The sequence below is a fragment of the Streptomyces sp. NPDC051133 genome (assembly GCF_040682635.1).
GTDB lineage: Bacteria > Actinomycetota > Actinomycetes > Streptomycetales > Streptomycetaceae > Streptomyces.
Window position 1 is genome coordinate 1 of record NZ_JBFBBK010000009.1, and the last position, 23,122, is coordinate 23,122.

The following is a 23,122-nucleotide window of genomic DNA, read 5'->3' on the forward strand; positions in this document are numbered from 1 at the left end:
ACGAGGAGAACGGGCTGCTGGTGGCACCGGGCGATCGGGCGGCCCTGTGCGGTGCGCTGACCCGGGTGCTGACGGACCAGGCCTTCGCCGGCCGGGGTGCCGCCCTTCGTCGTGTGTACGGCTGCTCAGTTGCCGAGGGCCGACTGCGAGGCCGAGTCGCTCGGGGTCGCGCCCGTGTTCGCCGTGTTGCTCGCGGAGCTCGACGGGGTCGCCTTGCCGCGCTTAGCGGGCTTGCCGCTGCCGGAGGCGGACGCCCCCGGGGCCGGGGAGGCCGTCGCCGGGCCGGACGGGATCTGGCTCGGACCCCACTTGTCGAAGTAGCTGGTCGCTGGCACCACGAAGGCCTCCAGGCTCACGTCACCGGTCTTGCTGAAGGTGAACGTGATCTTCTGGGCGTTGCCGTCCTGGACGGACTCACGGCCGTTGGGGATCTCGGCGGAGGCGTTGTCCTTGCCGCCGAGGGTCAGGGAGCCGTTCGCCGGGACCGTCAGGCTCTGGCCCTTCGCGGGCGTCAGCTTGACGGTCGCGCTGCTCCCCGGGATGGCGATGGACTGCAGCGTCTGCGGGTGCGTGTCCGAGTTGAACACCGTCGCGGAGATCACGGCCGGACCGGTGGACTTCAGGTCGGGCTGCGTGATGATCGTGGCGTTCTGGACCTTGATGACCCCGACGCTGGTAGCCGCGTTGTCCGGCTTGACCTCCAGGGTCTGCGAGTTGTTGCCGGCGCCACAGGCGGCGAGCGAGGCGATCGAGAAGACGATGGCGGAGGCGGCGAGGGCGCCGCGTCGAAGGCTGCTGCTCACGGCGGCGGCAACTCCTTGAACGCACGGGCGGCTCCCCTAATAAAGCCGCCCTAAGTGTCTGTCAGCGGCCTCAGGTTACCGAGCCGTTCCACCGCCGCCGCACCCGACCCTCCCCCAAGCAACCGGCTTCCCTCCAGCTGGGGGTACCGCCCGCCCTTCACCCCTGGGGTCACAAGTGCCCCTCCTGTCGCTTTGCCGGGGGGCTCGTCCGGCATTCACATAACTGCTCGCAAAATTTACGTGAAGGAATGTGCGACCACTCTCGAATTGATCAGAGAGCAGATCACGGAGCACATCGGCGAGCGGATCGGGGAGCAGAACACGGAGCAGAACACGGGCCCCATCGGGGACGTCATCACAGACCGCATCACGACCAGATCACGGACCCCGTCCGGCGGCTGTTGATCAATTCCGGATTCGGCCCGCATCCCCTCCGGTCACCGAACGGAGTAGCGGAAGTCGTACGCTTGGAACCGGACAAACCGGGACGTTCGTCCACTTGGAGAAGGCTCCTGAGGTCGGTAACGTACGCGTTTCGCCCCGCCCGAACAGCCCCTCCGACCTGCGAATACCCGGTTCCGCAGGCCTCTCGCAGCACGTTCCTGTTGCTGTTGTCAAGCCCCGAGATATGCCCTGACCTGCGAAAACGCCATTCAGAACCGTCGGTTTCCGTGTTACCCTGGATAGCCACGGAAGGGGTACCTGTCACATGACGTTCAAGGTTGGCGACACCGTGGTCTATCCCCATCACGGGGCCGCGCTGATCGAGGCCATCGAAACTCGCCAGATCAAAGGCGTGGACAAGACCTACTTGGTGCTGAAGGTCGCCCAGGGTGACCTGACGGTACGTGTGCCAGCGGACAATGCGGAGTTCGTCGGCGTGCGTGATGTGGTCGGTCAGGACGGGCTGGACCGGGTCTTCGAGGTGCTGCGCGCGCCGTACGCCGAGGAGCCCACGAACTGGTCTCGTCGCTACAAGGCAAACCTGGAGAAGCTCGCCTCCGGCGATGTCATCAAGGTCGCGGAAGTCGTGCGTGACCTGTGGCGTCGCGAGCGCGAGCGTGGACTCTCCGCCGGTGAGAAGCGCATGCTCGCCAAGGCCCGCCAGATCCTGGTGAGCGAGCTGGCTCTCGCGGAGAACACGAACGAGGACAAGGCCGAGGCCCTGCTCGACGAGGTGCTCGCCTCCTGACGCGCCCGGGTGGCGATCCCTCGCTGCCGGCACGCTCAGCACAGCTCAGCACATGAAATGCCGCGGTGCCCGATGACACTGACCTGTCGCCGGGCGCTGCGGCATGTTCGTCCCCGCAGCGTGTTTCCCGGGGAAGCCGGTGGATCAACCCCCCGATACTTGAGGTGCCGGGCCCGGGCGGTCGGCTCGACCAGGGTCACGGAAAGGGTCCGGTCAAGGCGCCGCGCCCGGCACTCCTCCAGGCCATACCCACCTAGGTCGAGCACACAAACCTGACAGGAACCGATGTCTGACGAATCGCGCCCTTCACCCGCGCAGAACCCCGTCGCCGCCGTGATTCCCGCCGCCGGCCGGGGCGTACGCCTCGGTCCGGGCGCCCCCAAGGCGCTCCGCGCGCTGAACGGCACGCCCATGCTGATCCACGCGGTCCGCGCCCTCGCCGCGTCCCGCCACGTCTCCCTGGTGATCGTCGTGGCACCGCCGGACGGCGCCGCCGAGGTCAAGTCCCTGCTCGACGCGCACGCGCTGCCGGACCGCACCGACTTCCTGGTCGTCCCCGGCGGGGACAGCCGGCAGGAATCGGTCCGGCTCGGCCTTGACGCCCTGCCGCCGGAGTACGGCGTCGTCCTCGTCCACGACGCCGCCCGCCCGCTCGTCCCCGTGGACACGGTCGACGCGGTGATCGAGGCCGTACGCGACGGTGCGCCCGCGGTCGTCCCCGCGCTCCCGCTGGCCGACACGGTCAAGGAGGTCGAGCCCGCGGCCACCGCCGGCGACCCGGAGCCGGTCGTCGCCACGCCCGAGCGGGCCCGCCTGCGAGCCGTCCAGACGCCCCAGGGCTTCGACCGCGCGACCCTGGTCCGGGCGCACGAGACGGTCACCGAGAACGTCACCGACGACGCGAGCATGGTGGAGCAGCTGGGCCTGACGGTCGTCGCCGTCCCCGGCCACGAGGAGGCCTTCAAGGTCACCCGCCCGCTCGACCTCGTCCTCGCCGAGGCGGTCCTGGCCCGCAGGAGGCTCAACGATGGCTTCTGAGGCACCGCTGCTTCCCCAGGTCGGGATCGGCACCGACATCCACGCCTTTGAGGAGGGCCGCGAGCTGTGGTGCGCGGGCCTGAAGTGGGAGGGCGAGGGCCCCGGGCTGGCCGGTCACTCGGACGCCGACGTGGTCGCCCACGCGGCCTGCAACGCCCTCTTCTCCGCCGCCGGCCTCGGTGACCTGGGGCAGCACTTCGGCACCGGCCGACCCGAGTGGTCCGGCGCCTCCGGGGTGACCCTGCTCACGGAGGCGGCCCGGATCGTCCGCGAGGCCGGCTTCACCGTCGGCAACGTCGCCGTCCAGGTGATCGGACCCCGCCCGAAGATCGGCAAGCGCCGGGACGAGGCCCAGAAGATCCTCTCTGAGGCGGCCGGCGCCCCGGTCTCGGTCTCCGGCGCGACGACGGACGGCCTCGGCTTCCCGGGCCGCGAGGAGGGCCTGATGGCGGTGGCGACGGCCCTGGTGATCCGCACCGGCTGAGCGGACCGCCGCCCGGGCCGCGCTCGCGGTGCGGGTGAGCCGGGAGCGTGCGAGGGTACCCGGAGAGTCACCGCAGCGTGACCGTGACCGACGGGTCACCGCTGACCACGGCTTTCCGGAGGTACCCATGCCCGCCGCCCTGTCCGACCAGCTCAAGTCCGTGCTCGACGGCAAGGTGTTCATCGTCGTCGGCACCATCCAGCCCGACGGCAGCACACAGATGTCCCCGGTGTGGGTGAAGCGGGACGGCGAACAGCTCCTCTTCTCCACCACGGTCGACCGCCGCAAGAAGAAGAACCTGGACCGCGACCCCCGGGTGACGGTCGTCGTCGTGAACCCCGACGAGCCCTACGAGTACGCGGAGATCCGCGGCACCGCCGAGCTGACGACGCAGGGTGCCCCGGAACTCATCGACGAACTGAGCGAGAAGTACACGGGCCAGAAGTACGCGGACTTCAATCCTGCCTCCGCCCAGGACGCCGAGCGGGTGGTCGTGCGGATCACGCCGCAGAAGGTGGTCGGGAGGCTGTGAGGGCGGGGGCTCGGGCCGGGTGGTCTTCGGAGCGCCGGTCCGGGCCTCGGGGGCGGCTTCGGGGTGACGGGTGTCGGCCGGAAGTGCGCGGCCCGCGGGCGGAGCCCGCTGTCGGACGGCGTAATACTGCCTCCGCCCAGGACGCCGAGCGGGTGGTCGTGCGGATCACGCCGCAGAAGGTGGTCGGGAGGCTGTGAGGGCGGGGCGGGCGGGCTGGTGGCCGGGGGACTGTGAGGCCGGGAATTCCCGGGGTGAAGTGACCGGGCACTGGTCCGCGCCCACTACCCTGGAGTCGTGACTATTCGCCTGTACGACACCAGCGCCCGGCAGATCCGTGACTTCGCCCCGCTCAAGCCGGGTTGCGTCTCGATCTACCTGTGTGGTGCCACCGTGCAGGCGGCCCCGCACATCGGCCACATCCGCTCCGGCCTGAACTTCGACATCATGCGCCGCTGGTTCCAGTACCGCGGCTATGAGGTGACGTTCATCAGGAACGTCACGGACATCGACGACAAGATCATCACCAAGGCCCGCGAGCAGGGCCGGCCGTGGTGGTCGATCGGGTACGAGAACGAGCGGGCCTTCAACGACGGCTACACCGCCCTCGGCTGCCTGCCGCCGACGTACGAGCCGCGCGCCACCGGCCACATCACCGAGATGGTCGAGATGATGCAGCGCCTCATCGAGCGCGGCCACGCCTACGCCGCCGACGGCAACGTCTACTTCGACGTACGGTCCCTCCCGCAGTACCTCGAACTGTCCCGGCAGGAGCTGGACCACCTGCTCCAGCCCTCCGCCGAGGGCGAGACCGGCAAGCGGGACCCGCGCGACTTCGCCATGTGGAAGTCCGCCAAGCCCGGCGAGCCGACCTGGCCGACGCCCTGGGGCCCCGGCCGCCCCGGCTGGCACCTGGAGTGCTCCGCCATGGCGCACAAGTACCTGGGCTCCGCCTTCGACATCCACGGCGGCGGCATCGACCTGATCTTCCCCCACCACGAGAACGAGATCGCCCAGGCCAAGGCCTACGGCGACGACTTCGCCCGGTACTGGGTGCACAACGCCTGGGTCACCCTCGCCGGCGACAAGATGTCCAAGTCGCTCGGCAACAGCGTCCTGGTGTCCGAGATGGTCAAGCAGTGGCGCCCCATCGTGCTGCGCTACTACCTGGGCACCCCGCACTACCGCTCGATGATCGAGTACAGCGAGGAGTCGCTGCGCGAGGCCGAGTCCGCGTTCGGTCGCATCGAGGGCTTCGTGCAGCGCGTCACCGAGCTGGCAGGGAAGACCGTCGAGCCGGCCGCCGAGGTCCCGCCCGCCTTCGCCGAGGCGATGGACGACGACCTCGGCGTCCCGCAGGCCCTGGCGATCGTGCACACCACCGTCCGGCAGGGCAACAGCGCGCTGGCCGCCGACGACAAGGAGGCCGCGGTGGCCCGGCTCGCCGAGGTGCGGGCCATGCTCGGCGTCCTCGGCCTCGACCCGCTGGACGAGCAGTGGGCGGGCACGTCCGACCAGGGCGACACCGTGCTCAACAAAAGCGCGCACGGCGTGGTGGACAGCCTCGTCCGGCTCGTCCTCGACCAGCGCGAGTCCGCCCGCGCCCGCAAGGACTGGGCGACCGCCGACGCCATCCGTGACCAGCTGGCCCAGTCCGGCCTGGTGATCGAGGACAGCCCGCAGGGTCCGCGCTGGACCCTCGGGTCCCGGTAGCCCGGCCCTTGATCGATTGTGCCGCCCGGCCCCCCGGGCGGCACACTGCATAGACGTACACACACCTTCGTAGAGAACAGGTAGGTCATGGCCGCGAACAACCGCCGCATGTCCGGCAAGAAGGGCGCGCAGGTCGGCAGTGGCGGCCAGCGGCGCAAGGGCCTGGAGGGCAAGGGCCCGACCCCGCCCGCCGAGATGCGCAAGGGACACAAGAAGAACCGCATCGCCACCGCCAAGACGAAGCAGGCCGCGCGCCGCCCCGCGGTCCGCGGCCGCGGCGGCAAGTCGACCTCCGAGCTGGTCGTCGGCCGCAACCCGGTCGTCGAGGCGCTCCGCGAGGGCGTCCCCGCCTCGACCCTCTACGTCCAGCAGTTCATCGACAACGACGAGCGCGTCCGCGAGGCCCTCCAGCTCGCCGCCGAGCGCGGTGGCATCAACCTGATGGAGGCCCCGCGCCCCGAGCTGGACCGCATGACGAACGGCCTGAACCACCAGGGCCTCGTGCTGCAGGTCCCGCCGTACGAGTACGCGCACCCCGAGGACCTCGCCGACGCCGCCGCCGACGAGGGTGAGGACCCGCTGATCGTCGCCCTGGACGGCGTCACCGACCCGCGCAACCTCGGCGCGGTCGTCCGCTCGGTCTCCGCCTTCGGCGGCCACGGCGTGGTCGTCCCCGAGCGCCGCTCGGCCGGCATGACCGCGGGCGCCTGGAAGACCTCGGCCGGTACGGCCGCCCGCACCCCGGTCGCCCGGGCCACCAACCTCACCCGCGCCCTGGAGGCCTACAAGAAGGCCGGCATCACGGTCGTCGGCCTCGCGGCGGACGGCGAGGTCGAACTCAGCGACCTGCAGGCCCTCGACGGCCCGGTCGTCATCGTGGTCGGCAGCGAGGGCAAGGGCCTGTCCCGCCTCGTCGGCGAGACCTGCGACCACCGGGTGCGCATCGCGATGCCGGGTGGCGCGGAGTCGCTGAACGCCGGTGTGGCGGCGGGCATCGTGCTGTACGAGGCGGCGCGCCGACGCGCCTGAACACGCGTCCGGCACTTCACCCGTGCGGGGTAATTCAGGCGCTCCTGTGCCGTTCGGCGTGGCTTTGACGCGGTCCGGACACATCCGCCCGGTCAAAGACGTGTCCTAACTCCACGTCACTCGGTTAGATGAGTGTGGACACCAGAACACCCCGCACACCCACGGGGGACCGCTCGTCGGGATTCCAGTCCGGGCCCGACGACGCTCCCGCGCTGAGCATGGTGAAGGTGCCGAGCGATCCGGCGCAGGTCATCGTCAATCACGCCAGCTTCCGCGTGCAGTTGGGCGCGTCGGCGAGGCGGACGCAATCCCCGCGGATCGCCCGGCATCTGAGTGCCGCCCAGGACCCCGGCCGGATGCCCGTCATGGGCACGGCGGGCCGGTCGGCCACCGCCGGCCGCCGCCGGCCCGTCGTGTGGAGCGGCAAGTCCGCCCCCGACGACACCGGCGCCCACCGGCTCCTCCAGGCCGTGCGGGGCAGCAGCGTCCGCCACGCCGAGGAGCCCGAGGCCGGCGCCACCCAGGTCATCCCGCGCGTCCAGACCGGCTACGCCGACACCTACGACCAGTTCGACCAGACCGTCGAGACCCCCGTCGTCGGCCACCAGCGCACCGCGTCCGACGCCGAGGGCGGCACCCGCCTCCTGCCGCACATGCGCACGGTGAGCGGCGCCTACGACGAACCCCCGTACCCCGGCGCCGACTTGGACCCGTACGAGCCGTACGAGGAGTACGAGGGCTACGACGAGTACGCCGACCCGTCCGACCCCGACAGCCCGCGCCCCGCCAGGCGACACGGCGACGACCCGGCCCGGCACGCCTACTACCCCGGCCGCCGGATGAACCTGGGCGTCGTCCTGCTGCCCCTGCGGATCTTCCTCGGCTTCATCTCCATCTACGCCGGCATGGGCAAGCTGTGCGACCCCGTCTACTTCGACGGCGGCAAGCGCGGCTCGATGGTCAAGTGGCTCAACACCCTGCACCCGTGGGACGTGGCCGAGCCGCTGCGCCAGTTCGCCCTGCACCACCCGGTCGGCTCCGGCCTGGTCATCGCCTTCCTGCAGGTCGTCGTCGGCGTCCTGACCGTCCTCGGCTGCTGGCAGCGCGTGGCCGCGGTCCTCGGCGCCCTGCTCTCGGCCGCCCTGATCGTCACGGTCAGCTGGAAGACGGTCCCCGCCTACGACGCCCCGGACATCATCTACCTGGCCGCCTGGTCCCCGCTGATCATCGCCGGCGCTCCCGTCTACTCCGTGGACGGCCGGCTCGCGGCCGGCGCCTGGCGCCGCCTCGGCCCCCGCTCCGACATCTGGGAACTGCGCCGCTACGTGCTGCGCCGCGGCGCGCTGCTCACGGCGATCACCGTCGGCGTCACCCTCCTCGCCGGCTCCCTGCTGGGCGGCGCCGTCCGCGACTCCAGCAGGGTGGTCGTCCCCGGCCCCGGCGAGGCCCCCCGCAACAACCTGCCCGGCTCGTCGCTCCCGCAGGAGCCCGGCAAGCGGCACCAGAGGACCCCGGCGGCCTCCACCTCGCCGACGGGCGGCGCCACGGCCGGCGCGAGCCCCTCCGGCGCGGCGACGACTCCGGGCGCCGGCCGGACGACGGGCGGCACGATCACGACCCCCAGCCAGACCCAGGGCACCACGGGTCAGATCCCGCCGCGCCAGTCCGCCCCGACGGGCGGCGCCCCGAGCACCACGGCGGGCCCGACGACCACGGGTGGCTCGGCCGGCTCCGGCGGCACCTCGACGGGCGGCACCAGCAGCTCCGGCGGCAGCTCTTCCTCGGGCCAGCCGGGCCTGGTGGGCGGGCTGCTCGGGTAACCAGCCTGACGACAGCAGAGGGCCCCGCATCACATCGATGCGGGGCCCTCTCGGCATGAGACGGCCGTACTCACCCGGACCAGACGGCTACCGCCCCAGAGCGGCTACCGCCCCAGAGCGGCTACCGCCCCAGAGCGGCTACCGCCCCAGAGCGGCTACCGCCCCAGAGCGGCTACCGCCCCAGAGCGGCCAGCTCCTTCGCCGCCTCCGTCAGGTCCTTGGCGGTGTCGATCGCCCGCCAGTAGGCCCCCTGCGGAATCGGGAACCCGAACAGCCTCCGCTCACGGGCCAGCCCCGGAAACGTCGTCCGCTCGTGATCCCCCCGCTCGGGCAGCATCCCGGCGAACTCCGGCGAGAAGACGTACACGCCCGCGTTGATCTCGAACGTGGACGGCGGTGCCTCGATGAAGTCGGTGATGTGCCCGAACCCGTCGGTCTTCACCGCGCCCCAGGGGATGCGCGGACGCGCCAGCGCCAGCGTGGCGACGGCGTCCCGCTCGGTGTGGAAGTCGGCCATGTCCCGCAGGGAGAAGCGGGTCCAGATGTCGCCGTTGGTGGCGTACCAGGGCCGGTCGGGGCGCGGGAGATGCGCGGCGGCGTACTTGAGGCCGCCGCCGCGGCCGAGGGGCTCGGTCTCCACGACGGTGGTGACCGAGACGGGCAGGTCGGCCGAGTCCAGCCACTTCTGCAGGACGTCGGCGAGGTGGCCGCACGAGACCACCACGTCCGTCACGCCTTCCTCGGCGAGCCAGGTCAGCTGGTGGCCGATGATCGGGGTGCCCGTGCCGGGGATCTCGACCATCGGCTTGGGCCGGTCGTCGGTGTACGGACGCAGCCGGGATCCCTGGCCACCGGCCAGGATCACGGCTTGAGTGGGGCGCGACGCGGCGCTCGGATCGGTCATGCCCGAACTGTACGCGGCGCCCCGGCCGGGGATTTCCCCGGCGACAGGCTCCCCGGCGAGCCGCTGCCGGCCGTCCCGGCCGGCCGACGGCCGCCGACGGCCGCCGTCAGCTGTGCGCGGCCAGGACGCCCGAGGCGAACGCCGTGTCACACACCGGGCGGGCGTAGGACTGGGCGCGCGGGGCGCCGTAGATGCGCACCGCGGCGCGGCCGAGAGCGCGGGCGATGGAGGAGCAGTGCCGGGCCAGCGACGGGTGCCCGTTGACGGCCTGCTGGAGGTGGGTCAGGACCACCCCCGGGTTCTGGCTCTGCAGCTCGTTCATCAGCCGGTCGCGCAGCACGTCCTGCGGGGCGTGGGAGACCGCCTTGGAGGAGACCTCCGCCGAGGTGACGTCGGAGGCGGCCAGCACCGAGCTGGAGGGGCTCCCCGTCCAGTTGACCCGGGTGACCGCGAGGGTCCCGGAGAGCACCAGGACGACGGGCAGGACGAGGGCGAGAGTGCGGCCGATCCGGCGGGCAGGGCCGCCCCGGTGGCCGCGTCGCGTCTGAGGGGTGGTGGAGTGCTTCACGCGTGTGAGGGTAGCGCCCGGTAGTGACATGGCGACAATGAGTCACTCTTACGGGGGATGAGAACGCGCCTCTTTCTGGGTAAGGGGTTGACGCGCCCCGCCCGGAATGACCCCTCTGCCGGGGTATATCGCGACGGCGTCCGACCACGTGAAAGGCCCCGCGGCACTCCGCGGGGCCCCTCACCTCACCTCACCTCACGGCGAACGCGCTGCTCAGTCGGAGAGCCGCTCACCCGTGGAGGTCGAGAACACGTGGGTCTCGCCCGGCCGCGGCACGACGTGCAGGGTGGAGCCCTTCTCCGGGACCTGACGCCCGTTGACGCGGACCACCAGGTCCTTCTGCTCGTCGCCGACCTCGGCGCTGCCGTAGACGTAGCCGTCGGCGCCCAGCTCCTCCACGACGTTCACGGAGACCGCCAGACCGGCCGGCGCGTCCGCGCTGTCCTTGGTCAGGGAGGCGGCGGCACCGCCACCCAGCTCGACCACGTCGAAGTGCTCGGGACGGACGCCGACCGTCACCGTACGGTCACCCTTGTCGGCGGCGGCCTTCAGCGCCTCGCGGTTGACGGGGACGACGCTGTTGCCGAACTTCACCCCGCCGTCGGTGATCGGGACCTCGACCAGGTTCATGGCCGGGGAGCCGATGAAGCCGGCGACGAAGAGGTTCGCGGGCTTGTCGTACATGTTCCGCGGAGAGTCGACCTGCTGGAGCAGACCGTCCTTGAGGACCGCCACGCGGTCGCCCATCGTCATGGCCTCGACCTGGTCGTGGGTGACGTAGACGGTGGTGATGCCGAGACGGCGCTGCAGGGACGCGATCTGCGTACGGGTGGAGACACGGAGCTTGGCGTCCAGGTTGGACAGCGGCTCGTCCATGAGGAAGACCTGCGGCTCACGGACGATCGCGCGGCCCATGGCGACACGCTGGCGCTGACCGCCGGAGAGCGCCTTCGGCTTGCGGTCCAGGTACTCCGTGAGGTCGAGGATCTTCGCGGCCTCCTCGACCTTCTGCCGGATCTCCGCCTTGTTGACACCGGCGATCTTGAGCGCGAAGCCCATGTTGTCGGCGACCGTCATGTGCGGGTAGAGCGCGTAGTTCTGGAACACCATGGCGATGTCCCGGTCCTTGGGCGGCAGGTGCGTGACGTCGCGGTCACCGATACGGATGGCGCCGCCGTTGACGTCCTCCAGGCCCGCGAGCATCCGCAGGGAGGTGGACTTACCGCAGCCGGACGGGCCGACCAGGACGAGGAACTCGCCGTCCTCGATCGCGATCTCGAGAGAGTCGACGGCGGGCTTGGTGGAACCCGGGTAGATCCGGGTCGCCTTGTCGAACGTGACAGTGGCCATGGTGAATGGGCCCCCTTCTACCGGCAGGAACGTGCCGGACGATCCGTTGTAGGAAGGTGGTTGGTGTAGTCCACACGTGTGAACTGGATCGAGACGGTACCTGGCGTTCACTCGCTCTGTCAGTAGCCGGGCCGTAGTGAACTTCGCGGAAATTTTCGAACGGGGCCGAGCAACCGCCTTGTGGCCTCGCCCATCGCAGGGCAGAGCAGCTTACTTTTGGCCCTGCCCAAGGCTTCCCGCTTCATCGCCCTCCGCCGACCGCACACAGCCCTGAGGGCTGCGCCCGCCCGGTCTTACATGGACTCCACAGGCATTCCGGCCGACGGCCCGTCGGTCCGTACCGCATCAACCCCCTACACGGCGGCCAGCAACCGCAACCCCTCCTGCCGGAGGTTCACCGCCGCATTCACATCCCGGTCGTGCAGCGCACCGCACTCGCCACACGTCCACGTCCTGACCGATACGTCCATCTTCGGTCCCATGGCATGACACGCCGAACAACGCCGAGTCGAGGGGAAGAACCGGTCCACGAACACCAGCTGCCGCCCGTACCACTCGCACTTGTAGCGCAGCAGCCGCACCAGCTCACCCCAGCTGGCGTCGAAGATCGCCTGGTTCAGCTTCGCCTTCCTGCGGCGCCCCTTGCCACGGGCCGCACGCGTCAGGTTCGCGACACACAGATCCTCCACCACGAGCACTTGGTTCTCGCGCACGAGGCGGGTGGTGAGCTTGTCCAGCATGTCCCTGCGCACGTCCCCGATCAGCGCGTACAGACGCGCGATCTTCTGTCTGACCTTCTTCCGGTTCTCCGACCCCTTCACCTTCCGGTGCAGCTCCCGCTGCAACCGCGCCAGCTTCTCCGCATACCGCTTCAACAACCGCGGATGATCGAACTTCGTACCGTCGTCCAGAGTGACCAAAGACGCCAGCCCCACATCCAGCCCCACCGCCCTCGGCTCGCGCGTCCCCGCAACGAACACCACAGGCAACGGCGCAATCCGCTCCTCCACCAGTGTCGACACGAAATACCGGCCCGCCCGATCCCGCGTCACCGACAACCGCACCGGCACCACCCACCCCCGCAGGCAACGCCCTCGACCAGCGAATGTCCAACGGCTGCGACTGCTTGGCCAGCGTGATCAATCCCGTACCGGGTCGCTCAGGATCCTCCACCCACTTGAAACCCGTACGCACATAGGTCGCCGAATCCCGCGACCGACCCTTCTTCTTCCGCCTCGGATACTTCGCCCCGCCCCTCAGGAACCGGCCGAACGCCTGATCTAAATGCCGAAGCGCCTGCTGCAGAACGGTCGACGAAACCTCCTTCAACCACGCCGTCCCCTCCGCCCGCTTCCAGCCCGTCAGAGCCCGACACGTCTCCGCGAACCCCACATTCACCCGATACCGCTCCCAGGCCTCGGAGCGCAGGGCCAGTCCTTCGTTGTAGACCCACCGGCACGCACCGAAGGTCCGCTGCAGCTGTTCGGCCTGCTCCTTGGTCGGATAGAAGCGGAACCGATACAGGCGGTGGTGGGACTCCGGGGCCTTGGCGTGGGACTGCAGCCTGGACGCCTCGCGGGTGTGGTGCTTGTGGCGTTCACCGATGCCCAGGACCTCGCGCTTGATGCGCTCGGCCTCCTCGCCCCGCACTGCTACCGGCTTCGGCTTCTCGGCAGCCTTCTCCATGGACCCTCCCCCGACGATCCGATCTTCGGAACAGCACGTCAGACCGATCAACGAACAGGTGCACGGATGGTTACGCGCAGATTTGGGGTCGCGTGGACGGCGGAACTTCGTGGCCTGGGGAGACGGGCGCTGTGTACAGTGGAGCCGCTTTCGCGTACGGCGTCGTGGTGCGCGTGCCTCCTTAGCTCAGCCCGGTCGAGAGCAGCGCACTTGTAATGCGCAGGTCGTCGGTTCGAATCCGACAGGGGGCTCCAGACCCAGGTGGGACCCAGTCCCACCTGGGCTTTTTCATGCCAGCCTGCGGGCGATCTCCAGCTGACGGGCCTCGATCGGGCGGTCGTCCTCCGCGTCCCACAGGGCGTTCTGCAGCAGGCGGCCCAGGGGCCATGCCCGTGCTCGCTCCCGGTCCAGGCCGAGCACCTCGGTCATCACGTCGAAGCGCCGGCGGACCTCGGCCGCCTCGAAGCGGTTGTCCAGGGCGGGCCACAGCTCGAAGCCGGGGTCGCCGGCGAGCGGTTCGGGGTCGATGGCGAGCCAGTCGGCGCGGTCGGCGGCCAGGACGTTCTCGAAGTGCAGGTCCCAGTGCAGCAGCCGGTCCCCGGGCTCGTCGGCGACCTCGCGCACGGCGGCGGCGCAGTCGGCGACCGTGCGGCGGGTGGCGGGGTCGGGGATGCGCTTCAGCGCCCACGGGGCCCGCTCCAGCATGGCTCCGGCGATGTCGCCGAGCCGGCGCAGGCCGGGGGGTGCCGGGAAGGATGTCAGGCGGGCCAGCAGCCGTGCGACGGTCAGGACGGCCTCGCGGGTGTCGGCGATGTCCGTGAGCATCCGGGAGGAGTGGAGGCGTTCCAGGAGCATGGTGCCGGTGGCCGGGTCGTGGTCCAGGAGCCGTACGGCCCCGTCGCCGTTCCACGTCCGCAGTGCGAGCGGCTCGCCCTTGCTCTCCTCGTCCCGCAGCTGGAGCTTGAGGGCGGCGCGGGTGCCGTCGGCGCGGACGACCGGCAGGGCCAGGGCGCTGACGCCGTTCATCGGGGGGCCGTCGAGGCGGAGCCGCCAGCGGTCGAGGAAGGTGGCCGCGAGGTCCGGCAGCCCGGCGATGAAGGCGCGTCCCGCCGCGCCGTTGAACGTCTGCTGCGCCTCGGCCAGTGACCCGGGGATGTCAATCACGGGTCGGACGATACTGACGTGCGTGAATCGGCTCATGCGAATGTCCCGGGGTCTGGGCGCGGTGTGGGCGTACGTCCGCAGTGCTCCCGGCACGTACGTGTGGCTGGCGATTCTGTTCATGACGACCGTCGCCCTGCACCACATGTCGCCGGAGTTCGAGCAGCACTTCCTGCGGCAGCGGTCGACCAACATCCACGAGCTGTCGCGCAACCCGGTGCGGGTGCTGGTGGCGAGCGCGATGTGGATCGACGGCGGTCACTGGCTTCCGTACGTCCTGCTGTACACGGTGTTCCATGCGCAGGCCGAGCGCTGGCTGGGTACGGCCCGCTGGCTGGCGGTGTGTGTGCCGGCGCACGTGTTGGCGTCGCTGATCAGTGAGCTGGCGTTGCTGCGGGCGATCCGGGACGGGATGGCGCCGCACTCGGCGGTGAACACCTTGGACATCGGGGTGAGTTATGCGCTGGCCGGGGTCGTCGCGGTGCTCACGTACCGGTTCGCGCCGCCGTGGCGGTACGGGTATCTGCTGGTGGTGCTGCTGGTCTTCGGGCTGCCGCTGGCGGAGGGGCCGACCTTCACCGACCTGGGTCATTTCGCCTCGGTGCTGATCGGGCTGGCCTGCTATCCGTTGACGCGGGGCCGTGGAAAAGCATGGAATCCGAAGGAGACACTGGCCGCTCTCAGGGGTTAACGTCCCGGCCATGAGCAGCTCGGCAAGCAGTGTCGTCAACGGTGGCATTTCCTTCTGGTACGCGGACGACGGCCTTCCGGTGGTGCGGGAGCCGCTGTCGGGGGACGCGTCGGCCGATGTCGTCATCGTGGGCGGTGGGTTCACGGGGCTGTGGACGGCCTATTACCTGAAGAAGGCCGCCCCCTTCCTGCGGATCACGGTTCTGGAGCAGAAGTTCTGCGGGTACGGCGCCTCCGGGCGCAACGGTGGCTGGCTGTACAACGGGATCGCGGGGCGCGACCGGTACGCGCGGCTGCACGGCCGGGAGGCCGCGGTGCGGCTGCAGGGGGCGATGAACGACACCGTGGCGGAGGTGATCGCGGTCGCCGAGGCGGAGGGCATCGAGGCGGATGTGCACCGGGGTGGGGTGCTGGAGGTGGCGACCACACCGGCTCAACTGGCGCGGCTGAGGGCGTTCCACGAGCATGAGCTGTCGTACGGCGAGAAGGACCGGGAGCTGTACTGCGCCCGGGAGACGGCCGGGCGGATCCGGGTCGCGGACGCGGTCGGTTCGACCTGGACTCCGCACGGGGCCCGGCTGCACCCGGTGAAGCTGGTCAAGGGGCTGGCGGCGGCGGTGGAGGCGCTGGGCGTCACCATCCACGAGTCGACCCCGGTGACGGAGGTCCGTCCGAAGCACGCGGTCACCCCCTATGGCACCGTCCGGGCCCCCTATGTCCTGCGCTGTACGGAGGGCTTCACGGCGTCTTTGAAGGGCCAGAGGCGCACCTGGCTTCCCATGAACTCCTCGATGATCGCCACGGAGCCGTTGACGGAGGAGCAGTGGGCGGCGATCGGCTGGGACGGGCGGGAGACGCTGGGCGACATGGCGCACGCCTACATGTACGCGCAGCGCACCGCCGACGGGCGGATCGCGCTCGGCGGGCGCGGGGTGCCGTACCGCTTCGGGTCCCGTACCGACAACGACGGCCGTACTCAGCGGGCGACGGTCGAGGCTTTGCACGAGATCCTGACCCGTTTCTTCCCGTCTCTGGCGGGTGTGCGGGTGGAGCACGCCTGGTCGGGCGTCCTCGGTGTGCCGCGTGACTGGTGCGCGACCGTCACTCTGGACCGCTCCACGGGCCTGGGCTGGGCGGGTGGCTACGTCGGTTCCGGTGTCGCCACCACCAATCTGGCGGCCCGCACCCTGCGTGACCTGGTGCAGCAGGATTCCGGGCAGGGCGGTCGGACCGAGCTGACGGAGCTGCCCTGGGTGAATCACAAGGTGCGCAAGTGGGAGCCGGAGCCGTTGCGCTGGCTGGGTGTCCAGGCCATGTACGCCACCTACCGCACGGCCGACCAGCGTGAACGTCTCCATCCGGCCATGGAGTCCTCCCGTCTGGCCAGGCTGGCGGACCGGGTGGCGGGCCGGCACTGACCCGGGCGGTGGGGGGCGCCCGCGTGCCGGGACGTGTGGAGGGCGCCGGGGTGGAGGGTGGGATGGGTGTCTCAGGGTTCCAGGACCACCTTGCCGATCGTGCCGCGGTGTTCCAGCGCCCGGTGTGCGGTGGCGGCCTCGGCGAGGGGGAAGCGGGTGACGGCCGGCCGCAGCCGGCCCCGGGCGGCTTCGTGGAGGGCCCGCAGTTCGAGCGCGCGCAGGCCGCCGGCCCGGCGGAGCATCTCCGGGCCGAGGACGTTCTCGGAGACGCCGTCGACCGTGTGGCCGTGTCCCTCCCCGATGCCCTCCGCCGACCAGCCGAAGACGAGGTGCCGGCCGCCGGGCCCGAGCAGGGCGACGGCCTCCCGGGCGACCGCGCCGCCGACGCCGTCGTAGACGAGCGTGGCGGGGCGGTCGCCGAGCCGGGCGCGGAGCTCGGCGGGCCAGTCGGGGCGGGTGTAGTCGACGGCGAGGTCGGCGCCCTCGGCCCGGACCCGGGCCGTCTTGTCCGGGCCGCCCGCGAGCCCGGCCACCAGGGCTCCGGTGGCCTTGGCGTACTGCACGAGCAGGGTGCCGATGCCGCCGGCCGCGGCGGGTACGACCACCACGTCGTCCGGGCCCGGCTCGGCGAACCCGAGGATCCCCAGTGCCGTGCGCCCCGTGCCGATCATGGCGACGGCTTCGGCGAAGCCCAGTTTCTCCGGGATCTCGTGCAGGCGGTCGGCGTCGGTGACGGCGAGTTCCGCGTAGCCGCCGGGGGCGAAGCCCAGGTGGGCCACGACCCGTCTGCCGAGCCACCGGTCGTCCACTCCCTCACCGAGGGCGTCGACGACCCCGGCGACCTCGCGGCCCGGCACGGTCGGCAGGGCGGGCGGTTCGGGCGCCGGGCCCCGGTGTCCGGCCCGCAGGGCCGCGTCCAGCAGGTGCACCCCGGCCGCGGCGACCGTGATCCGCACCTGGCCCGGGCCGGGCGCCGGGTCGTCGGTGCGCTCGTAGGTCAGGTTCTCGGCCGGTCCGAAGGCGTACAGGCGGACGGCGTGCATGGGGACCCCCGGGAGGACGACTGTCTCGGCGGTCCCACCCTCTGACCTCAACCATGGTTGAGGTCAAGGGGCGCCGGTGTCGCCGGGCTGTGCGCGGGGTTCGCCCAGGTCAGCGGGGATTGTCAGTGGCGGGGTGCAGCATGGGGGCATGGCGAGGAGAGCGATGGGCGGCCGGGCCGCGGAGCGGGCGGCGGCGGACGGGGCGGGGGCGGCGGGCCGCGCGGCGGTGAAGGGTGCGCGCCGGCCTGAGGTGCGGCTGCCCGCCCTGGAGGCGTGGGCCGACGGGGAGTTGGAGCCCGACGGGGACTACGACGGCCTGGAGTTCAAGGCGGCGGACCTGTCCGGGCAGGACGGCGCGGGTGCCCGGTTCATGGACTGTGCGCTGACGGGCTGCGTGGTGGACGAGACGGTGCTGGGCCGGGCCCGGGTGCTGGACTCGGTCCTGACCGGGCTGCGGGGCGTCGGCACGCATCTCGCGGAGTCCACGCTCCGCGACGTCGAGCTGATCGACCCCCGCCTCGGCGGTACGCAGCTGCACGGCGCGGTGCTGGAGCGGGTCGTGATCCGCGGCGGCAAGATCGATTACCTGAATCTGCGCGAGGCCCGCCTGAAGGACGTCGTCTTCGAGTCCTGTGTCCTGGTCGAGCCCGACTTCGCGGGCGCCCGCCTGGAGCGGGTGGAGTTCGTCGACTGCGCGCTGAAGGGGGCCGACTTCGGCGGTGCGACGCTGAAGGACGTGGATCTGCGCGGTGCCGCTCCCCTGGAGGTCGTCCGGGGGATGGACCGGCTCTCCGGTGCGGTGATCAGCACCGGTCAGCTGCTGGATCTGGCGCCGGCGCTGGCGGCGGCCCTGGGCATCCGGGTGGAGTAGGGGCTACGGCACCCGGGGGAAGCGGGCCTGGAGGGTCCAGAGCGCGGGGTTGTCGGCCAGGTCCTCGTGGAGGTCGGTGAGGTCCGCGATCAGGTCGTGCAGGAAGTCGCGGGCCTCGCGGCGGAGTTCGGTGTGGGAGAAGTGCAGCGGGGGCTCCTCGGCCGGCGTCCAGTCGGAGGTGATGTCCACCCAGCCGAAGCGGCGCTCGAACAGCATCCGGTCGGTGGACTCGGTGAAGTCCAGCTCCGCCCGTTGCGGCCGGGCCGCGCGGGAGCCCAGCGGATCCCGGTCCAGCCGCTCCGCGATGTCGCACAGCGCCCACGCGAAGTCCAGCACCGGCACCCATCCCCAGGCTGTGGACAGCTCCCGGTCCGTCTTGGTGTCCGCGAGATAGACGTCTCCGCAGAACAGGTCGTGCCGTAGGGCGTGGACGTCCGCGCGGCGGTAGTCGGTCTGGGGAGGGTCCGGGAACCGGTTGGAGAGGGCGTAGCCGATGTCGAGCACGGGAGAGATGGTGTCACGCCGGCGGGCGGACCCCTGCACATAAGATCACTGACATGTCCAGATCCGTGCGCCTTGTCCCGGCCGCAGCGGCCCTCCTCGCCGTCACCGTCACCGCCTGCGGCGGCGGTGTGCACGGTACCCCGGGCGGGTCCGGCGTACGCGACCCGTACTTCCCGAAGGCGGGCAACGGCGGTTACGACGTCGGGCACTACGACCTCACCCTCGGCTACACCCCCGCCGGCCGCCGTCTCACCGGCACCGCGGTCATCACCGCCCGCGCCACCCAGGACCTGTCCGCCTTCGACCTCGATCTCGCCGGGCTGCACGTCGACTCGGTGACCGTCGAGGGCAGGAAGGCCCTGTTCAACCGGGCCGGTCAGGAACTCACCGTCCGCCCGCACGACGACCTCCGCAAGGGCGAGACCTTCCGTACGACCGTCCGCTACTCGGGCACCCCGCGCACCCTCACCGACCCCGACGGCTCCGAGGAGGGCTGGCTGCCCACCGCCGACGGCGCCCTCGCCCTCGGTGAACCGGTCGGCTCCATGGCCTGGTTCCCGGGCAACGACCACCCCTCCGACAAGGCGACGTACGACGTAGCGGTCACCGTCCCCGAGGACCTCCAGGCCGTGTCCAACGGTGAGTTGACGGAACGTTCCAGCAAGGGCGGTCGTACGACCTACCGCTGGCACACGGCCCAGCCCATGGCGAGCTACCTCGCCACGGTCGCCATCGGACACTTCGACATCACCCGCAGCACCGGCCCGCACGGGCTGCCGATCGTCACCGCCGTCGACCCGACCCAGGCGAAGGCCGGCGCGAAGGTGCTCGCGAAGCTCCCCGGGATCATCAAGTGGGAGGAGACCAACTTCGGCCCCTACCCCTTCTCCTCCACCGGCGTGATCATCGACCGGCCCGACGACGCCGGATACGCCCTGGAGACCCAGAACCGGCCCTTCTTCCCCGGCGCCCCGGACATCGGCACCCTGGTGCACGAGCTCGCCCACGAGTGGTACGGCGACTCGGTGACCCCGAAGTCCTGGCAGGACATGTGGCTCAACGAGGGCTTCGCCACCTACGCGGAGTGGCTGTACGAGGAGGACTTCGGCGACAAGAGCGCCCAGCAGACCTTCATGGACCACTACAACGGCGACCACGAGGAGATATGGGCCTACCCGCCCGCGAAGCCGTCGAGCGCCGCCCACATCTCCGACAGCCCCGTCTACCAGCGCGGCGCGATGGTCCTGCAGAAGATCCGGCAGAAGGTCGGCGACGACACGTTCTACGACATCATCCAGGGCTGGGCCGCCGCCCGCCGGCACGGCAGCGCGAGCACCGCCGACTTCACGGCGTTCGTGGAGAAGAAGGCTCCGCACAAGGACTTCACGGAGATCTGGAAGGACTGGCTGTACGGAGACCGCAAGCCGTCCCACCCCTGACCGCCCGCCCTTACCGTCCCGGACCGCCTGCCCTCACCGTCCCCGGCCGCACGCCCTCACCGCCCCTCGGCCGTCCTTCCTCACCGCGCCCGCGGCGCCCCCGTCAGTGCCTTGCGGAGCACGGCGCAGGGGCGGCCCAGGGCGCGGTCGGGGCGGTGGTCGATCACCTGGTGGCCGAGAGCCGTCCAGAAGGCCAGGGCTCTGGGATTGCCGGCGAGGACGGCGAGCCGTACGGCCTCGCGGCCCCGCGCGCGGAAACGGTCCTCGACGAGGCCCGCGAGGGTGCGGCCGTAGCCCCTGCCGTGCTCGGCCGCGTCCACCATCAGCAGCCCGATCCACGGGTCCGGGTCGGCGGGGTCGGGATGGTGGGCGAGCGTGACCGCGAGCCCGACGAGGCGCCCGTCCCCCGCGCGGGCGAGCAGTACCTCGGCGCCCGGCACGGCCAGGTCCTCGGCCAGCGTGGCCGCGACCTGATCGGGCCGCACGTCGTCCGGGTCGGGGAAGTCGCCGCTGATCCGGTGGAACTCGTGGTTGGACGCGTACAGCGCGGTGAGTTCCGTAAGCAGCGGGGCCGGGATGTCCCGGCCGGCGGGGAGGGGCTCGAGAAGCACGGGGGAAAGCTATCGCCGAGGTGCTGTGGGCGGCCTCCGGTTATCCGCCCGTCCGCGCGGGCACGGCCGCCGGTCCCGTCGGACGGCGGCCGGGGCCCGGTGCGGCGTCCGTCAGACGTTCACGCCGAAGTCCTGGGCGATGCCCACCAGGCCCGAGGCATAGCCCTGGCCCACGGCGCGGAACTTCCACTCGGCGCCGTTGCGGTACAGCTCGCCGAAGACCATGGCCGTCTCGGTGGCCGCGTCCTCGGAGAGGTCGTAGCGGGCGATCTCGGCGCCGCCGGCCTGGTTGACGATGCGGATGTACGCGTTGCGGACCTGGCCGAAGTTCTGGCCGCGGTTCTCGGCGTCGTAGATGGAGACCGGAAAGACGATCTTGTCGATGTCGGCCGGGAGCGCGGCCAGGTTGACGTTGATCGCCTCGTCGTCGCCCGCGCCCTCGCCCGTGCGGTTGTCACCGGTGTGGACGATCGAGTTGTCCGGGGTCTGCTTGTTGTTGAAGAAGACGAAGTGGGCGTCCGAGTAGACCTTGCCCTGGGCGTTGACCGCGATGGCCGAGGCGTCCAGGTCGAAGTCCGTGCCGGTGGTGGTGCGGACGTCCCAGCCGAGGCCCACGGTGACGGCGGTCAGGCCCGGAGCCTCCTTGGTGAGCGAGACGTTGCCACCCTTGGACAGGCTTACAGCCATTGTTGGGAGTCCCTTCCCTAGATATCCCTGCACAACTGGTGTGTGCCGACGAAGCTACCGTCACCGGGAAGAACGTCGAGGGGGGTCCCGCCGGTTCCGGATCCCTTTACCTTTTTTACCGAGTCGGCCGAGCCGGAAATCCAGGTGACGTGGACCGGACAGGGCCGGGAAGATGGAATGCATGTCCGGTCCCTATGTCGTCCGCGGCTCCGTCTCGCTCCCCGAGGCCGAGCTGATGTGGCGTTTCTCCAGATCGTCGGGGCCCGGCGGACAGCACGTCAACACCAGCGACTCGCAGGTGGAGCTGCGCTTCGACCTGGCCCGCACCGAGGCGTTCCCGCCGGTGTGGAAGGAGCGGGCGTTGCAGCGGCTGGCCGGCCGGCTCGTCGACGGCGTCGTCACCGTCCGCGCCTCCGAGCACCGCTCCCAGTGGCGCAACCGCGAGACCGCCGCCGTACGCCTCGCCTCCCTCCTCGCCGAGGCCACCGCGCCCCCGCCCAAGCCGCGCAAGGCGACCCGCATCCCGCGGGGCATCAACGAACGCCGGCTGCGGGAGAAGAAGCAGCGCGCCGAGACGAAGCGGGGCCGCTCGGGACGGGACTGGGGCTAGGCCGGCGGCTCACCGTGTTCCGACCGGTCGTCCTGTCACATCCGGGGGTTCCGTGACGTCAGGGTGATGCAGGAGCACCTGGAGACGACGGAGAGGCCGCACCCGCGATGACCGACAACGACTTTCTCGCCGAGCGGTTCGAGGCGTACCGCGGGCATCTGCGGGCCGTCGCCTACCGGATGCTGGGCTCCGCCACCGAGGCCGAGGACGCCGTGCAGGAGGCGTGGTTCCGGCTGAGCCGGTCCGACACCCGGGAAGTGGAGAACCTCGGCGGCTGGCTGACGACCGTCGTCGGCCGGGTCTGCCTCGACATGCTGCGCTCGCGCCGCTCCCGGGGCGAGCAGCCCCTGGACACCTGGCATCCGGCGCCCTCCGCCGATCCGGACCCCGCGCACAGCGCCCTGCTCGCCGACTCGGTCGGACTGGCCCTGCTCGTCGTCCTCGACACGCTCTCGCCGGCCGAGCGGCTGGCGTTCGTGCTGCACGATCTGTTCGGGGTGCCCTTCGAGGAGATCGGCGGCATCCTCGGCCGCACCCCGGCCTCGGCGCGGCAGCTCGCCAGCCGGGCCCGGCGCCGGGTGCGGGGCGTCGAGGCGCCGGAGGCCGATCTGACGCGGCAGCGGGAGGTGGTGGACGCCTTCCTCGCCGCCGCGCGGGACGGCGACTTCGAGGGGCTGCTCGCGGTGCTCGCCCCGGACGTGGTGGCCCGCAGCGAGGCCGGCACGACCGGCGGCGCGGCCCGGGTCGCCGCCGGGGCGACGAGCTTCGCGCAGCTGGCGCGCGTGGCGACCCCGGCCCTGGTGGACGGCGCGACCGGCCTGGCCGTGTACGTCGACGGCCGCCTGGAGCGGGTCCTGACCTTCGCCTTCGTCGCCGAGCGCATCTCGGTCGTCGACATCGTCACCGACCCGGCCCGGCTGGCCGGGATGACGGTGGAGGCGGCCTAGGTCCGCTCCGTCGGGGCCCTGCCGG

23 protein-coding genes, 1 tRNA gene and 1 pseudogene are annotated in these 23,122 nt (G+C 71.2%); 14 read left to right on the top strand and 11 right to left on the bottom strand.

Annotated features, from left to right (window positions below):
• Window positions 1-125: 125 nt before the first annotated feature.
• Complete coding sequence (locus tag AB0N17_RS11950) at window positions 126-803, bottom strand: DUF461 domain-containing protein (protein WP_366011085.1); 678 nt, start codon at window positions 801-803, stop codon at window positions 126-128.
• A gap of 709 nt (window positions 804-1,512) precedes the next feature.
• Between AB0N17_RS11950 and AB0N17_RS11955 the strand changes: the two genes are divergently transcribed.
• From AB0N17_RS11955 to AB0N17_RS11985, 7 genes are all read left to right on the top strand, one after another.
• Window positions 1,513-1,995: a CarD family transcriptional regulator gene (locus AB0N17_RS11955; RefSeq protein WP_003953493.1), complete on the top strand. Its 483-nt coding sequence runs from the start codon at window positions 1,513-1,515 to the stop codon at window positions 1,993-1,995.
• 285 nt (window positions 1,996-2,280) lie between these two features.
• On the top strand, window positions 2,281-3,033 hold the full coding sequence (gene ispD, locus AB0N17_RS11960) for a 2-C-methyl-D-erythritol 4-phosphate cytidylyltransferase (protein ID WP_366011086.1): 753 nt from the start codon (window positions 2,281-2,283) through the stop codon (window positions 3,031-3,033).
• Window positions 3,023-3,517, top strand: a complete 495-nt coding sequence (ispF, locus tag AB0N17_RS11965) for a 2-C-methyl-D-erythritol 2,4-cyclodiphosphate synthase (protein WP_366011087.1) — start codon at window positions 3,023-3,025, stop codon at window positions 3,515-3,517. The genes ispD and ispF overlap by 11 nt, the downstream gene beginning before the upstream one ends.
• A gap of 127 nt (window positions 3,518-3,644) precedes the next feature.
• Window positions 3,645-4,049, top strand: coding sequence for a PPOX class F420-dependent oxidoreductase (locus AB0N17_RS11970; protein WP_366011089.1), 405 nt, complete (start codon window positions 3,645-3,647; stop codon window positions 4,047-4,049).
• A gap of 294 nt (window positions 4,050-4,343) precedes the next feature.
• Window positions 4,344-5,759: a cysteine--tRNA ligase gene (gene cysS, locus AB0N17_RS11975; protein WP_366011090.1), complete on the top strand. Its 1,416-nt coding sequence runs from the start codon at window positions 4,344-4,346 to the stop codon at window positions 5,757-5,759.
• A gap of 87 nt (window positions 5,760-5,846) precedes the next feature.
• Window positions 5,847-6,788 carry a 23S rRNA (guanosine(2251)-2'-O)-methyltransferase RlmB gene (gene rlmB, locus AB0N17_RS11980; protein WP_366011091.1) on the top strand — a complete coding sequence of 314 codons (942 nt, stop codon included), beginning with the start codon at window positions 5,847-5,849 and terminating at the stop codon, window positions 6,786-6,788.
• Window positions 6,789-6,916: 128 nt separating this feature from the next.
• Window positions 6,917-8,608, top strand: coding sequence for a DoxX family membrane protein (locus tag AB0N17_RS11985; RefSeq protein ID WP_366011092.1), 1,692 nt, complete (start codon window positions 6,917-6,919; stop codon window positions 8,606-8,608).
• Window positions 8,609-8,780: 172 nt separating this feature from the next.
• Here the strand turns inward: AB0N17_RS11985 and AB0N17_RS11990 are convergent, their stop codons facing one another.
• The 5 genes and pseudogenes from AB0N17_RS11990 to AB0N17_RS12010 form a co-directional block, all read right to left on the bottom strand.
• Complete coding sequence (locus AB0N17_RS11990) at window positions 8,781-9,512, bottom strand: nucleotidyltransferase family protein (protein WP_366011093.1); 732 nt, start codon at window positions 9,510-9,512, stop codon at window positions 8,781-8,783.
• A gap of 106 nt (window positions 9,513-9,618) precedes the next feature.
• Entirely contained in the window at window positions 9,619-10,080 is a 462-nt protein-coding gene (locus AB0N17_RS11995) for a hypothetical protein (protein WP_366011094.1), read from the bottom strand.
• Between the two features lie 213 nt (window positions 10,081-10,293).
• Window positions 10,294-11,430 carry a sn-glycerol-3-phosphate ABC transporter ATP-binding protein UgpC gene (gene ugpC, locus AB0N17_RS12000; RefSeq protein ID WP_366011095.1) on the bottom strand — a complete coding sequence of 379 codons (1,137 nt, stop codon included), beginning with the start codon at window positions 11,428-11,430 and terminating at the stop codon, window positions 10,294-10,296.
• A gap of 353 nt (window positions 11,431-11,783) precedes the next feature.
• Window positions 11,784-12,494: an RNA-guided endonuclease TnpB family protein gene (locus AB0N17_RS12005; RefSeq protein WP_366011096.1), complete on the bottom strand. Its 711-nt coding sequence runs from the start codon at window positions 12,492-12,494 to the stop codon at window positions 11,784-11,786.
• 397 nt (window positions 12,495-12,891) lie between these two features.
• Window positions 12,892-13,116, bottom strand: a pseudogene (locus tag AB0N17_RS12010) (helix-turn-helix domain-containing protein); the annotation flags it as partial.
• Between the two features lie 175 nt (window positions 13,117-13,291).
• Here AB0N17_RS12010 and AB0N17_RS12015 point away from each other — a divergent pair.
• Window positions 13,292-13,370 (top strand) — tRNA-Thr (locus tag AB0N17_RS12015).
• 34 nt (window positions 13,371-13,404) lie between these two features.
• Here AB0N17_RS12015 and AB0N17_RS12020 read toward each other — a convergent pair.
• Entirely contained in the window at window positions 13,405-14,316 is a 912-nt protein-coding gene (locus AB0N17_RS12020) for an aminoglycoside phosphotransferase family protein (protein WP_366011097.1), read from the bottom strand.
• On the opposite strand from AB0N17_RS12020, the gene AB0N17_RS12025 reads away from it, so the two are divergent.
• Window positions 14,315-14,968 carry a rhomboid-like protein gene (locus AB0N17_RS12025; protein ID WP_366011098.1) on the top strand — a complete coding sequence of 218 codons (654 nt, stop codon included), beginning with the start codon at window positions 14,315-14,317 and terminating at the stop codon, window positions 14,966-14,968. The genes AB0N17_RS12020 and AB0N17_RS12025 overlap by 2 nt on opposite strands.
• A gap of 10 nt (window positions 14,969-14,978) precedes the next feature.
• Window positions 14,979-16,385, top strand: coding sequence for an FAD-binding oxidoreductase (locus AB0N17_RS12030; RefSeq protein ID WP_366011099.1), 1,407 nt, complete (start codon window positions 14,979-14,981; stop codon window positions 16,383-16,385).
• A gap of 71 nt (window positions 16,386-16,456) precedes the next feature.
• Here the strand turns inward: AB0N17_RS12030 and AB0N17_RS12035 are convergent, their stop codons facing one another.
• Window positions 16,457-17,428, bottom strand: coding sequence for a zinc-binding dehydrogenase (locus AB0N17_RS12035; RefSeq protein ID WP_366011100.1), 972 nt, complete (start codon window positions 17,426-17,428; stop codon window positions 16,457-16,459).
• Window positions 17,429-17,576: 148 nt separating this feature from the next.
• Here AB0N17_RS12035 and AB0N17_RS12040 point away from each other — a divergent pair, with 148 nt between their 5' ends.
• Window positions 17,577-18,299: a pentapeptide repeat-containing protein gene (locus tag AB0N17_RS12040; RefSeq protein WP_366011101.1), complete on the top strand. Its 723-nt coding sequence runs from the start codon at window positions 17,577-17,579 to the stop codon at window positions 18,297-18,299.
• A gap of 3 nt (window positions 18,300-18,302) precedes the next feature.
• On the opposite strand, the gene AB0N17_RS12045 is transcribed toward AB0N17_RS12040, so the two are convergent.
• Window positions 18,303-18,803, bottom strand: a complete 501-nt coding sequence (locus AB0N17_RS12045; protein ID WP_366011103.1) for a hypothetical protein — start codon at window positions 18,801-18,803, stop codon at window positions 18,303-18,305.
• Window positions 18,804-18,856: 53 nt separating this feature from the next.
• Here AB0N17_RS12045 and AB0N17_RS12050 point away from each other — a divergent pair, with 53 nt between their 5' ends.
• Window positions 18,857-20,242, top strand: a complete 1,386-nt coding sequence (locus tag AB0N17_RS12050; protein ID WP_366011104.1) for a M1 family metallopeptidase — start codon at window positions 18,857-18,859, stop codon at window positions 20,240-20,242.
• A gap of 80 nt (window positions 20,243-20,322) precedes the next feature.
• Here the strand turns inward: AB0N17_RS12050 and AB0N17_RS12055 are convergent, their stop codons facing one another.
• Window positions 20,323-20,853, bottom strand: coding sequence for a GNAT family N-acetyltransferase (locus tag AB0N17_RS12055; protein ID WP_366011105.1), 531 nt, complete (start codon window positions 20,851-20,853; stop codon window positions 20,323-20,325).
• A 111-nt stretch (window positions 20,854-20,964) separates the two neighbouring features.
• Complete coding sequence (locus tag AB0N17_RS12060) at window positions 20,965-21,540, bottom strand: TerD family protein (RefSeq protein WP_366011106.1); 576 nt, start codon at window positions 21,538-21,540, stop codon at window positions 20,965-20,967.
• Window positions 21,541-21,712: 172 nt separating this feature from the next.
• Between AB0N17_RS12060 and arfB the strand changes: the two genes are divergently transcribed.
• Together arfB and AB0N17_RS12070 are read left to right on the top strand one after the other, a co-directional pair.
• Window positions 21,713-22,150: an alternative ribosome rescue aminoacyl-tRNA hydrolase ArfB gene (arfB, locus tag AB0N17_RS12065; RefSeq protein ID WP_366011107.1), complete on the top strand. Its 438-nt coding sequence runs from the start codon at window positions 21,713-21,715 to the stop codon at window positions 22,148-22,150.
• Between the two features lie 107 nt (window positions 22,151-22,257).
• On the top strand, window positions 22,258-23,097 hold the full coding sequence (locus AB0N17_RS12070) for a sigma-70 family RNA polymerase sigma factor (protein WP_366011108.1): 840 nt from the start codon (window positions 22,258-22,260) through the stop codon (window positions 23,095-23,097).
• Window positions 23,098-23,122 lie beyond the last annotated feature (25 nt).

Excerpts from the sequence above, each read along its gene's own strand:
- rlmB (WP_366011091.1), top strand. The coding sequence starts at position 5,847 with ATGGCCGCGAACAACCGCCGCATGTCCGGCAAGAAGGGCGCGCAGGTC.
- AB0N17_RS11990 (WP_366011093.1), bottom strand. The coding sequence starts at position 9,512 with ATGACCGATCCGAGCGCCGCGTCGCGCCCCACTCAAGCCGTGATCCTG.
- AB0N17_RS12060 (WP_366011106.1), bottom strand. The coding sequence starts at position 21,540 with ATGGCTGTAAGCCTGTCCAAGGGTGGCAACGTCTCGCTCACCAAGGAG.
- AB0N17_RS11970 (WP_366011089.1), top strand. The coding sequence starts at position 3,645 with ATGCCCGCCGCCCTGTCCGACCAGCTCAAGTCCGTGCTCGACGGCAAG.
- ispF (WP_366011087.1), top strand. The coding sequence starts at position 3,023 with ATGGCTTCTGAGGCACCGCTGCTTCCCCAGGTCGGGATCGGCACCGAC.
- AB0N17_RS12030 (WP_366011099.1), top strand. The coding sequence starts at position 14,979 with ATGAGCAGCTCGGCAAGCAGTGTCGTCAACGGTGGCATTTCCTTCTGG.
- arfB (WP_366011107.1), top strand. The coding sequence starts at position 21,713 with ATGGAATGCATGTCCGGTCCCTATGTCGTCCGCGGCTCCGTCTCGCTC.
- AB0N17_RS12050 (WP_366011104.1), top strand. The coding sequence starts at position 18,857 with ATGTCCAGATCCGTGCGCCTTGTCCCGGCCGCAGCGGCCCTCCTCGCC.
- AB0N17_RS12035 (WP_366011100.1), bottom strand. The coding sequence starts at position 17,428 with ATGCACGCCGTCCGCCTGTACGCCTTCGGACCGGCCGAGAACCTGACC.
- AB0N17_RS11985 (WP_366011092.1), top strand. The coding sequence starts at position 6,917 with ATGAGTGTGGACACCAGAACACCCCGCACACCCACGGGGGACCGCTCG.
- AB0N17_RS12040 (WP_366011101.1), top strand. The coding sequence starts at position 17,577 with ATGGCGAGGAGAGCGATGGGCGGCCGGGCCGCGGAGCGGGCGGCGGCG.
- AB0N17_RS12020 (WP_366011097.1), bottom strand. The coding sequence starts at position 14,316 with ATGAGCCGATTCACGCACGTCAGTATCGTCCGACCCGTGATTGACATC.
- ispD (WP_366011086.1), top strand. The coding sequence starts at position 2,281 with ATGTCTGACGAATCGCGCCCTTCACCCGCGCAGAACCCCGTCGCCGCC.
- AB0N17_RS11955 (WP_003953493.1), top strand. The coding sequence starts at position 1,513 with ATGACGTTCAAGGTTGGCGACACCGTGGTCTATCCCCATCACGGGGCC.
- AB0N17_RS12070 (WP_366011108.1), top strand. The coding sequence starts at position 22,258 with ATGACCGACAACGACTTTCTCGCCGAGCGGTTCGAGGCGTACCGCGGG.
- AB0N17_RS12025 (WP_366011098.1), top strand. The coding sequence starts at position 14,315 with ATGCGAATGTCCCGGGGTCTGGGCGCGGTGTGGGCGTACGTCCGCAGT.
- ugpC (WP_366011095.1), bottom strand. The coding sequence starts at position 11,430 with ATGGCCACTGTCACGTTCGACAAGGCGACCCGGATCTACCCGGGTTCC.